Source organism: Nonomuraea sp. NPDC001684, assembly GCF_053596515.1.
Map to the genome: position 1 here is coordinate 1 of NZ_JBSFGJ010000300.1, position 11,467 is coordinate 11,467.

10 protein-coding genes are annotated in these 11,467 nt (G+C 71.2%); 1 reads left to right on the forward strand and 9 read right to left on the reverse strand.

The genetic code is table 11. The features are described from left to right. Positions 1 to 259: 259 nt before the first annotated feature. Positions 260 to 391 carry a hypothetical protein gene (locus ACWCSD_RS36335; protein WP_449921793.1) on the reverse strand — a complete coding sequence of 44 codons (132 nt, stop codon included), beginning with the start codon at positions 389 to 391 and terminating at the stop codon, positions 260 to 262. A gap of 116 nt (positions 392 to 507) precedes the next feature. Beyond that, positions 508 to 909, reverse strand: coding sequence for a hypothetical protein (locus tag ACWCSD_RS36340; RefSeq protein ID WP_449921795.1), 402 nt, complete (start codon positions 907 to 909; stop codon positions 508 to 510). Positions 910 to 1,011: 102 nt separating this feature from the next. Here ACWCSD_RS36340 and ACWCSD_RS36345 point away from each other — a divergent pair, with 102 nt between their 5' ends. Beyond that, positions 1,012 to 1,725, forward strand: coding sequence for a hypothetical protein (locus tag ACWCSD_RS36345; RefSeq protein WP_449921797.1), 714 nt, complete (start codon positions 1,012 to 1,014; stop codon positions 1,723 to 1,725). A gap of 22 nt (positions 1,726 to 1,747) precedes the next feature. On the opposite strand, the gene ACWCSD_RS36350 is transcribed toward ACWCSD_RS36345, so the two are convergent. The 7 genes from ACWCSD_RS36350 to ACWCSD_RS36380 form a co-directional block, all read right to left on the reverse strand. Further along, positions 1,748 to 2,173, reverse strand: coding sequence for a hypothetical protein (locus ACWCSD_RS36350; RefSeq protein WP_449921799.1), 426 nt, complete (start codon positions 2,171 to 2,173; stop codon positions 1,748 to 1,750). A gap of 14 nt (positions 2,174 to 2,187) precedes the next feature. Beyond that, complete coding sequence (locus tag ACWCSD_RS36355; RefSeq protein WP_449921801.1) at positions 2,188 to 4,731, reverse strand: fibronectin type III domain-containing protein; 2,544 nt, start codon at positions 4,729 to 4,731, stop codon at positions 2,188 to 2,190. Between the two features lie 77 nt (positions 4,732 to 4,808). Then, a complete protein-coding gene (locus ACWCSD_RS36360; RefSeq protein ID WP_449921803.1) occupies positions 4,809 to 6,812 on the reverse strand; it encodes a fibronectin type III domain-containing protein in 2,004 nt (667 codons plus the stop codon). Positions 6,813 to 6,864: 52 nt separating this feature from the next. After that, the gene (locus ACWCSD_RS36365) at positions 6,865 to 7,332 is read right to left on the reverse strand and encodes a hypothetical protein (RefSeq protein WP_449921804.1); all 468 of its coding nucleotides are present in this window, start codon (positions 7,330 to 7,332) and stop codon (positions 6,865 to 6,867) included. Beyond that, the gene (locus ACWCSD_RS36370) at positions 7,332 to 7,817 is read right to left on the reverse strand and encodes a hypothetical protein (RefSeq protein ID WP_449921806.1); all 486 of its coding nucleotides are present in this window, start codon (positions 7,815 to 7,817) and stop codon (positions 7,332 to 7,334) included. The genes ACWCSD_RS36365 and ACWCSD_RS36370 overlap by 1 nt, the downstream gene beginning before the upstream one ends. Before the next feature lie 71 nt (positions 7,818 to 7,888). Continuing rightward, positions 7,889 to 10,177: a fibronectin type III domain-containing protein gene (locus ACWCSD_RS36375; protein ID WP_449921808.1), complete on the reverse strand. Its 2,289-nt coding sequence runs from the start codon at positions 10,175 to 10,177 to the stop codon at positions 7,889 to 7,891. Between the two features lie 17 nt (positions 10,178 to 10,194). Beyond that, positions 10,195 to 11,467: hypothetical protein (locus tag ACWCSD_RS36380; RefSeq protein WP_449921810.1), on the reverse strand; the 1,273-nt coding region annotated here is incomplete at its 5' end.

Consider the following 11,467-nt stretch of genomic DNA (forward strand, 5'->3'; position numbering starts at 1 on the left):
GCTTCGTCCAGGTCGTCGACTGAGCCCTCCCATTCCGGAGCTGCCGCTCGTAGCATGGTGAGCAGCGGCAGGACAGGCGGCAAAGGGCTTCCTGCGACGTCGCCGCCGGGCCCTCCTTCGTTGAGGGACTGCCTCCCGGCAGGGGGTTACCCCGAGGGCAGTGGAGAGGAAAGGGAGACCATGCGTACACCCCGACCCTTGGTGGTGTACGGCCAACTGGCCTGACAGGAACTGGAGCAGGAGCGGCGACCTGGGCCAATCAGCCCGCCATCGCCATCGTCCTGACCATCATCGCGGCCGTCCACATCGGCCTGGTCGCGTGCGCTGCGCTGACCGCGCTCTGGACGGAGAAGACGCCCCGCCGGAAGGCGGCCGTGACCGTCCTGCGCATCCTTCTCGGCCTGCCTGACGAAGCTGCTCCCGACCAGCAAGGCGGGGGAAAGCGATGAGGTCAGGCCCCGCCCCTCGTGCCCCGCCCCACACCGCGCGGCCGCCGGCCGCCCAGGCTCACGCCCAGGTCTTGAGCGCGATGCCGATGATGCCGAACACTAGCGAGATCACGATCGCGGCCCACGTGGAGAACTTCTTGGCGTTGTCGGCCATCGTCTGCACCCGCGACCGCTCGGCCGCCCGCTCCTCGGCTGCCGTCTGGATCAGCTTGGCGTGCTCGTCCAGCCGGTCTGACACCGTCCGATGGTTCTCGGCCACCGTGTTGACCAGCTCCGCGTGTCGTCGCTCGTTCTGTTCCTGGCCCTGCCGGATGAGCGCAAGCTGTCCGCGCACGTCGGTGAACCCCACCTCGGCGATCCGCCGAACGTCCGCCACCTGCCCAGCCACCCACGCCTGCTCGTTCTGCTCGTCGGCCACCCCGCACCCCCACACGATCGGCCCGTCACGTCGGGGCGGCACGATAGGGACAAACCGGGCTTGCGTCGCAGCAGGCCACCCGGCCGGCACCCGATTCGGCGATTCAGGTTGCGGCGCCGGCCCCGCTCGGGGTCAACTTCACGCGTGGGAACTTCCGATCAAGACGAGCTTGACGACGACGGCGGCCGCCAGACGCTCGCGCCGTACTCGACCGGCCTTCTCAACGCCGCCCAGGCCGCCGCCGTCGAGCAGTGGAAGGCCCGCCTGCACGAGGACAAGCCGCTGCCCGGCGTCCGCAAGAAGGGCGAGGTACTGCGCCTCGTCTACCACCTGGACGACCGGCCGGCCTGCTCCCTGTCGGACGTGATCGCCGCGGCGGTGACCGAGCTCCTGGAGCAGAAGCCCCCGGACTCGCTGGACGTGGCCCGCTACGCCTGCCGGACCGTGAGGGAGCAACGCCTGATCGCCGTCAACGGCGTCACGCCGGAGTCGCCGGTCCACAAGAAGGTCAGCTTCTACCTCATCGCGAAGACGGCCGCCCACTGGGAGATGCTGCGCGCGGCCGCGTTCCAGCGGCAGCGCGACGAGGTCAAGGCCCTGCACGTGGAGGCCGAGCAGCGGTACCCGGCCGGGGAGCAGCGCAAAGAGCGCGCCCAATGGGTGTGGAGGCAGCTCAACCGGCTGGGCCTCCCCGAACAGCCGGTCAAGATCCCCGGAGGGGTGATCGGCCGCATGGCCATCGACTACGTCGCCAAGCGCCGCGGCGTCGACCGGGTCGTCGGCGACGCCGTCCGCTACGCCTCCGAGGTGCACGAGCAGCCCCACCGCGCCCGCCGCGACGTCCACCAACGCAAGTAGCCCCTCGCGCGGCCGCGCAGGACTACCGGTGCCAGCCGCCCACCACCGCCACGGCCGCCGACCCGGCATTCACCTTCACCTGTACATCCACCACCTTCCGCGTGCCGAACGCCCAGGACGCAGGCAGGAACCCCGACACCGTCACCGTCCCCGACGCCGTGACCGTCTTGGTGTCGATCTGCGTGCCGTCCGCGCGCAGCTGCACCTCGGCCGACGTCGCCCCCGACAGGGTGAGCGACACGTCCGCCGTCACCTGCGACCCCGAACGCGGGAACGTCGTCCACGCCGCCCGGGTCAGCGTGGTCGAGCTGGTGTCGGTCAGCGTGGCCACGAACGGGATCGACCGCACCGCCGCCCCGAGCTCCAGCGCCTTCACCCGCGCCATCAGGTCTGACAAGGTGCGCACCAGATCAGCCTGTTGCAGGTCACCAGCCGTGATCTTCGCCATCGAGGCCCCTCCTCCTAGTCCGCGGCGACCGTGTGCTCGCCGGTCGTCACCGTCACCAGCTCGCCCTCATCAGAGTCGGGCTGCACCTTCAGCGACACGATCTTCATCGGCCGGTCCAGGCCCGGCGACCCGTCCGGTAGTGCCGGAAACAGGTGGTCCGTCACCACCACCCGGGCGGCGCCGCCCAGCTCCCACTGCCACCACCGCACGTCCGGGCCGATCGCCAGATCGAACTCGAACAGCTGCTTGGCGCCTGCGCTCGCGTCGGAGGCCCGCCTGGTCTCGGCGTCGAGCGCAGCCTGGGAGGTAAGACCGTCGAACTGCCACGCCTCCTCGATCAGCGGCCACCCCTCGGCGAGCAGGTCGGTCTTGGTGACCGACGACAGCATGACGCCGCCGTCCGGCCGGCGGAGCTGCCCCCACGTCTTCGTGGCCAGGCCGCGCCGCGTCGACCGCCTGAACCGGCGCACGTTGCCCGGGTACTCCAAGGTGAGGCCCGTGTCCGGCGGCGTCTCCCGGGAGATGCGGCGCAGCACGAACCGGGGCCGATCGTTGACCGCATCCCACGACGGTTTCACCCACCAGTCGAACCCGCCCGGCGCGGCCGCCACCTCCGCGGCCTTGTCGAGCTGCGTCTCGAACTCCTCCGACCGGTACTCGCGATCCACCGGGGTGCCGGTGCCGGCGACGCCGTCGAACGTCAGCCACCTGCGGTCAGCCTCGGCTGATGCGTGCTCCAGCAGCCACGTCATCTCGGTGTCGGCCATCGTCCCGGCGCGCGGGCCGGTGAAGGCGACGTACCGGTGGCCGTAGATGCCGACGACCTCCTCCGCGCTGATCTTCAGCACCCCGGTCTCGGAGTCGTAATCCTGCGGGTCGATCACCCTGCCGCCCCACACGAGCTGCTCCCCGCGGTAGACGAGGATCATGGTCCGTTCAGGCCTTGTCGCCGCGGCGATCCGGCCGATCGTGTACGCGGCGTCGTACAGCGGGATGTCGGCGCTCAGGGTGCCGGTGCCGCCGAGCGTGATCTCGAACGAGACGTTCTGGAGCGGCAGGCTGTCGAGGGGGAGGTGTGACGCCCAGTCGTACAGCACGTACTCGTACGGGGGCGCCGCCCCCGACAGGTCTTGGAGGGTGGTGGCCTGGAGCATCACGCGCGCCGACCGGTTGCCCAGCTCGTCGGTGGCGTCCACCCCGACCGAGTAGGTGACGCCCGGCGTGAGCCCGGTGAACGTGTACACCCGGGACGGGACTTCGGCCATGCGCAGCCCGCCGAGGTAGGTGCCGTACCCGGTGACGCCCACGTTGTCGTCGGTGGACGGGTTCCACGCCAGGGTGATCGCGGTTTTGGAGGTGGCCACCACGTTGACCGCGCCCGGCACGGTGGGCGGGGTGGTGTCGGCCTGCGCCCGCACGGTGCGCGTGCCCTTCGCCGACCGGTTGCCGAGCAGGTCGAGCGCATCCACCGCGACCGTGTAGACCGCGCCCGCCGTCAACCCGGAGAACGTGTAGGTGCGGCCGGCCTGCTCGGCCTTCTTCACCCCGTTGAGGTAGATGCCGTACGAGACGACCGCGGACTGGTCGTAGGGGGTGTCCCAGCCGATCACGATCTTCCCGGCCGCGAGCGCGGTCACCTTCACCATGGGCGGGACCGGCGGCGTGGTGTCATCGATCGGCGTGACGACGAGCTCGGCCTTGTCGCTGCGGTTGCCCTTGTAGTCGTAGGCGTCTACCTGCAACGTCACCGACACGCCCGGCGTCAATCCGGAGAACGTCGCCGTCCGCGACGAGGTGGAGCCCTTCTCGGTGCCGTTGATGTACGTCGTGTAGCCCGCCACGCCCGAGTTGTCGTCGGAGGAGGCGTCCCACGCCACCGTCACGCTGGTCGGCGTCATCCCCGTCAGCCGCAGATTCCCCGGCACCGAAGGCGGTGTCTCGTCCGGGTTGGGCCCCCAGACGCCGCCCGCCCACGCGTACTTCGTCCCGATCGGCTGGTTGCCGATGAGCTGGTGGGACACCGACAGCGACCCGGACACGTAGCTGTTGCTGGCGGTGCTGCCCCACACCCGCTTGGTGGTGCCCTCGTACCAGTCGCGGTAGGTGTAGCCCTGGCCCGTCCACCCGGACGGCCACTGCGCGGTCGTGTTGTCGGTGCCGGTGACGTACATGGACACGCCGAGCAGCGCCACGCACCCGTCCGGCAGGCCGCTCTCCGACCAGTACGCCGCAGAAACGCCTTCCAGCCCGGTCTCGGACCCGTAGAAGACGTCCGCGTCGTCCAGCTCGAACATCCACACGAAGATCCGGTCCGTGCTGTCGGACGTGGTGATCTGGACGCTGGAGTCCCCGTAACTGATCTTGGAGTACATGCGGATGCCGAGCGTGTGCGCCGTCCACTCGTGCATGTCGTAGTTGCCGGACACGGACGAGACGCCCGCGTACGACTGGACGAACAGCACGATCCGGTTGCCGTAGCCGACGCTGCCGAAGTTGTAGAAGTGGCTCGTGCTCGCCGAGCTCGGAACATACGGTGTCGCCTTGCGAACAAGCCCCATACCGCCGCCCCCCGATGGTCAGGTGTGGGTGATGTCGGGGCGGATCATGACGAAACAGGGCCCTTGCGTCGCACCGGTCACACCCAGGCGTCGTACGCCTCCACCACCAGCCGCGCCTTGCCGGTCGCGCCAGGCACGGGCTGGCCGGCCAGCGTGAGCGTGTTCGGGCCGCGCAGCAGCATGAACCAGGCGGGCAGGTGCGCCACAGCGCTGCGGCCGGGCCGGGGCACCGGCCACACCTCGGGCGGCACGTACGCCCACACCTGCCGGGTGGCCAGGTCGAAGCCGAGGCTGTACAGCGGGTTGTCGGGCAGGCTGGACCCGGTCATGGCCCGCATGACCGTCCCGGACTCCTCGTGCGTGATCGTCCAATCCCGGATCGGCCCGTACAGCCGCATCCGGGCCGGGATCTGCGGGTAGGTGCCCGCCATCGTCAGCGTCAGCGACGCCTTCCCGGGAAGGGAGGCGACCACCGCGGTCGCGGAGACGGGCGCGACCGCGTACCGGCGCGGGTCGGTGGCCTTGACGGTGAACGACCACCGGAACGCCAACGCCCCCATGTCCTCCGGCGGCTCCATGCGGGACAGCCGCACCCGCGCCTGCCGGGTGCGCAGCGCGTCCTCCACCCGCAGCACGCCCTGCTCGCGCGGCTCCAACACCGAGATGAGCCGCTGCTTGGCCTCCCGCATCGCCGACCGCGACGACGCGACCGCCACCCCCGACAGGGTGACGAGGCGGGACGCGTACAGGCCGGCCCCCGCCCACGCCCCGTCCGTGCCGCCGAGCGCCGCCAACCGGGGCCGCACCGGAGGGGAGGACGCCCACCCGGACGCCTCCTCCACCACCCACGCCACCCCGAACGCGTCGACCACGTTCCCCGCCCAGGCCCCGATCCGGTAGACGGGCGACTCGATCGGCAGGTACGGCACCGCCGACGTCGGCACGGTCACCGTGTTGTCGGCCGACTCCTGGCCGAGCACGTCGAGCGCGGCCACCCGCACCCGGTAGTCCACCCCGGCGGTGAGCCCGGTGATGGTGTGACGGCGCACGACCGGCCCGTCCACCGTGTAGTCGGTGCCCGGCGTGAAATGCGCCGGCTCGCCGTCGACGTCGACCCGGTAGCCGACCACTCCGAAGTCGTCGGCCGACGCCGTCCAGGCGACCGTGATGGTGTCCTCGCCCGCCTGGACGGTCACCGCGGGGACGGTGGGCGGGGTGTCGTCCAGGGTCCGCACCACCAGCTCGGCCGGAACCTGGGTGCGCTGCCCGATCGCGTCGACCGCCCACACCCGCACCGTGTGGTCGGTGTTCTCCACCAGGCCCTCGAACGTCGCCGTCCGCGCCGCCTGGTTGGTGGCGACCACCACCCCGTCCAGGGCGACGTCATATCCGGTGACCGGGTCCTCGTCGGTGGCCACCTCCCACGCCACCGTGAACCGCGTGTAGTCCACGCTGGTCGCGTGGAGGCTGGGCGGAGCCGAGGGCGGATGGTCCTGCGCCGTCCGCGCGTGGAGTTGCGCCCGCCCCGACCGGTTGCCGGTGGGGTCCGCGGCGTCCACCTCCACCAGGTAGGCGCGGTCAGCGACCAGCCCGGCGAAGCTGTACGTCGTGCCCGCCTGGTCGCCGCCCTGCTGGACCCCGTCGAGCCACACCCCGTACCCGGCCACGCTGACGTTGTCGCTCGACGGCGACCAGGCCACGGTCAGCGTGGTCCTGGTCCTCCCGGTCAGCGCGAGGCCGGCCGGGACGGCGGGCGGCGTGACGTCCGGGGTGGTGACCTGGAGTTGCAGCCGCGCCGACCGGCCCTCGGCGGTGACCGCGTCCACCTCGATCAGGTAGGTGCGGCCCTCCACCAGCCCCGGCACGGTCGCCGTCGTCCCGGCCTGATCCGTGCCGACCTGGACGCCGTCGAGCCACACGCCGTACCCGAGCGGCGCCGGGTCGGGCGCATCCCACGCGATGGCCACCGACGTCGGCGCGAGCGCGGTCACCCGCAAGTTCAGCGGTGGCGGCGGCAGCGTCGAAACCGGCGGCGCGGTCAACGTGGGCGGCGCAGGGTAGGCGCGACCGAAACGAGCCAAGGCAGGTCACCTCACCAGCACGCAGAAGGTCAAGGGCAGGGGCGGGGAGGGGTTACCAGCGGGACGCGCGAGTCAGGGCCGCGGCGGACCGCGCCTGCTGGGCCAACGGCCGCGAGTCGGGGAAGACGAACGTCAGGTCGTCAATGAACGCGGCATCGAGGTTGGGGCCGTTGCTGCCGTCCTTGGTGTACCGGAACGTCAGCATCGTGCCCGGGGTGACGTTGTAGTCGCTGCTCAGCGTCCAGCCGACCTCGCCAGACAGCTTCAGCGACTCGGTGGTGCTGTTGTTGAAGAACCAGAACAGGTCATACGTGGCCTCGGACGACACCCTGTACCAGAAGCGGACCTTCGTAGCCCCGGCCGGAACCGTGACCTGCGCCTCCGTGGTGCCGCCGTCTCCGATGCGCTTGGACCGCAGGCAGCCGGCACCGTTCTTCGCCAGCTCGGTGGTGAGCTCCCAGTCGCCTGTGATGGCGAACGCGTATGAGCTGTCCTCGAAGTCCTCGACCAGGTCGGCCATCAGTGGCCTTCCCGCCAGTAGAACTGGCAGGTGACGTTGACCGTCGCGGCCGCCGCGACGACGACGGCCAGCCAGCCGCCGGGGGCGACGATGACCTCGTCGCCGAGCGGGATGAACTCGCCCATCCCCGTCTGGGCGTGGATGCGCTGCGACATGAGGATGTCGCCCAGCGTCGGTTCGGTCGTCCAGGCGGCAGCGGCGGGCCCCTTGACGGCGGTCATCGCCGAGTCGGGGATGCCGGGTTCGAGCTTGACCACCGGCACCGCGACCGGCGGGCTCGCGCCGCCGCCGCCCGCCGTGGTCTGTCTGGCGACCAGCGTCCGGACGGGCACGGCGGCGCTGTTGGTGCCCGCGTACGAGATGCGGTAGCCGTAGACCGCGATCCGGTGCGAGGCCGGGTTCGCGATCGGGTTGGCGATCTGCAGGACGGTCTTCTGCGCGGTGCCGGACGCGACATCCTCGGCGATGGCGGTGTACTTGGCCACGAATCCCCCCGAATGCTTGGCTCGGCCGGGGAGTATGCCGACGCGGGGGCTTTACGTCGCTTCGGGCCGGTTCACCGCCAGGAGTCCCACGCCTGGATCACCATGCGCGGGCTCCCCACCGCCCCCGCGACCGGCTGGCCGGCCAGGGTGAGGGTGTTCGGGCCGTTCTGCAGCGCGAACCGGGCAGGGAACGAGCCGAGCGCCCCCCGCCCGGGTCGCGGCTCCGGATGCACATCCGGCGGCACGTACGCCAGCACGCTCCTGGTGGCCAGGTCGATGTCCAGGCTGTAGCGCGAGTCCGCCGGCAGCACCGTGCCCGGCTTGGTCCGGATCACCAGCCCGGTCTCCTCGTGCGTGATCGTGAAGTCCCGGATCGGCCCCCACACCCGGATCTGCGCCGGGATCGACCGGTAGTCGCCGTCCATCAGGATGTGCGCCGACGCCGACCCCGGCAGGACCTCGATCGACACCTCGTCGTAGATGGGGCGCGTCGCCGTGCGGCGCGGGTTCGGCGCCAGCAGCGGCACCACCCACCCGAACGCCACCGTCCCGCTGTCGGTGACCTCGACCTGGCCGTTCAACCGGACCTGAACCTGCCGGGTCAGGCTGCCCTCCTGCACGCGCAGCGTCCCCAACTGGCGCGGGTAGAGGGCCGCGGTGATGCGCTCCTGCGCGGCTAGCATCCCCGCCCTGGACCGGGCGACCGCCGTGCCCGACAGGGTGATCAGCCGGGGACCGAACGCTCCCGGGCCGGAGAATCCGCCGTCGTCGGAGTCGGATTCCTCCTCCAAGGGCACCACCTCCCCGCTGGACGCCCACCCCTCCTCGGCCTCGACCACCCAGTCGACGCCGTGCTCGTCCCGGGCGTTGCCCGTCCACTCCTCCAGCCGGTAGACCGGCGTCGCGATCGGCGTCCACCCGGCCGCCAGCGTCGACACGGTCAGCTCGACCTTCGGGCCGCGGCCGCCGCCGTCATCGACCGCCCGCACCCCCACCGTGTAGACGCTGCCCGGGTCCAAGCCGTCGATGACGTAGCCGAGCGTCGACGTCGCGCCGGTCACGACGCCGTCGAGCAGCACCTCGTAGCGGGCGATGCCGAGGTCATCCACGGCGGGCTGCCATGCGAGCGTGATCTCGTCCAGGCCGGCCGTGGCGGTCACGCCGGGCGGAGCTCCGGGCAGCGTGTCGGCCTGCGTGGTGAACGGCACGCTGACGATGGGGGACCGGTTGCCGCTGGTGTCCACCGCGTCCACGCCGGCGATGTAGGCGCGGCCTCGGCCGAGGGTGGTGAACTCGTGGACGAGCTCGGGCTGGTCGTTGCCCGCCTTCACGCCGTCGAGGTACAGGCCGTACCCGGCCAGCGCCACGTCATCGGAGGCGGCGTCCCACGCCAGCGTCGCCGTGGTGTGCGACAGGCCGGTCAGGCGTACGTTCTGCGGCGGGGTGGGCGGCGCGAGGTCGGTCACCGCCAGCACACTGATGGTCGAGCGTTCGGAGCGGTTGCCGGCGGCGTCGCAGGCGTCCACGCCCAGCTCGTACACGGTGCCTTTGGTGAGGCCGGTGAAGGTGTAGGTGCGGCCGGTCTGATCGGCGCCCACCTTGGAGCCGTTCTTGTAGAGGCCGTAGGCGGTGACGCCGATGTCGTCGGCGGCCGGGTCCCACGCGAGCGACGCCGTGGTGTCGGTGATCTCGGTCGTGTGCAGGCCGGGCGGCGCGCTGGGCGGGTTCGGGTCGAGCCGGCCGAACGCGGCCAGCGCGATCCCCGTGTTCCCGATGCCGCTCGTCGAGAGCGCCTTGTAGCTGACGCGTCCGGGCGACGGCAGGCCGCCCGCGTAGAACTGGCCCTTCACCTGTGTGGTGGAGAACCCGCCGAGGTTGGCGATGGCGGCCGACAGCCCGGACGGCGTCCATGACGAGCCGGGACCGGCGGGCGGGATGCGGCCCTCGGCGGCGATCACGTACCCCTGCCCGGCGGGCACCGTCACCGCCGAGCAGGTGACCGAGCCGCCCGAGTGGTAGCCGCTGGTCGCGTACAGCAGGTCGGGGCAGTCGTCGCGCTCCTCGGCGTACATGATGACCGCGCCCGTCCCGCCGGCGGAGAACACGCCCGCGATCTCCTCACCCCCGTCCGCGATCTTGGACCAGATCGACACCTGGGCGTACCCGAAGTCGCGCGCCACGAGCACGTACGGCGCGAAGCCCGCCGGCGACCCTTCCATGTTGCTGGAAGGGTCGCCCTCCCCGAAGATCGACACGATCGCGACGAACAGCCTGTTCCCGCGCGTCGCCGCCTGCGGAAACGACACCGAGTAGTAGTACGAGTTCTCCGCGAGGCTGGAGTTCTGCCAGATACGTCCCATGCTGCGCCCCCTGATGATTACCGGATGAGGGCACCGAGCCGCCGCGCGGCCTGGTTGCCGATCGTGACCTCGTCCTGGCCCGGCTGCGGATTGACGATCACCGTCGCCGACCCCGCCCCGCCACCCGCCGGCTGGGACGGGACCGGCCGCGCCCTGGGCGCCGACCGCGACGCCTGATACAGCGCCGACGAGCCCGTCCCGACTATCCCGCCATTCGCGAACCGCTGAAGGTGGCCACGCCTGGCCGCGTCGTTGACGGCGTTGATCCACCTGGTGCCGAGCCAGCGCGCCGCCTCCGGCCTCAGCCACGCCTCACCCGGCGACACCGCGGCGAGCATCGTGTCCCGGCCGGGGGAGTAGCCGGGCAGCACCCCGTACCCGCCGCCCGGGACGACACCGCCACGGGCGAACGCCAGCGCGGGCAGCGTCGGCAGCTTCAACTTGCCCGCCACCGAGTTCCACAGCTTCGCGATGCCGTTCGTGTACACGGTGTCGATCACCGACTTGATCGGCCGGCGGATCCCCTCGGCCACCCCCGACCACGCGGTGCTGATGCTGCCCTTGGCGTCGCCGAAGAACTTCTTCACCCGGTCGATGAACCCGGACACGCCGGTCTCGGCAGGCTTCAACCCGGTGCCGGTGGAATCGGACACGTCCTTCCACGCGGCCTTGGCCGACGCGGGCGCTTCCCGCTTCAGCTTCAAGAACGCCAGGCCGCCGTCCGAAATGAACTTGTCGATCTTGGCCTTGCTGGGCGGCAGACCGGCGGCCGCGTCCGACTGGATGGACGACCACGCTTCCTTCAGCGACTTGGGCGCCCCGGCCTTCAGCTCCAGGAACTTGGAGTTGCCGGTCTGGACGAACGACGCGAACTTCTGCGAGGTGATCGGCAGCGACGCGGCCGCGTCCGACTGGATCCGGGCCAGCATGTCCCGCATCGACTGGGGCGCGTTGTTCTTCAGATCGAGGAACTTCGCGCCCCCGGCCTGCACGAACGCGTCGATCTTGGCCTGGCTGGGCGGCAGACCGGCGTTGATGTCGGACTGGATCGCCGCCCACGCGTCCCGGACGTGCTGCGGCGCGGTCTGCTTGATCGTCAGGAACTTCCCGGCCGCCCCGGACACGAAGGTGGCCAGCTTGGAGGAGACCGTGGCCGTGCTCGTGGTCGTCTGCCCGGTCAGCGCCCCCCACATGTCCGACCAGCTCTTTTTGACCGCGGCGATCTGCGGAGCCCACTTCTTCACCAGCTCCCCCGGAGGGGGCACCAGACCGGCCAGCAGCGCCGCGGGC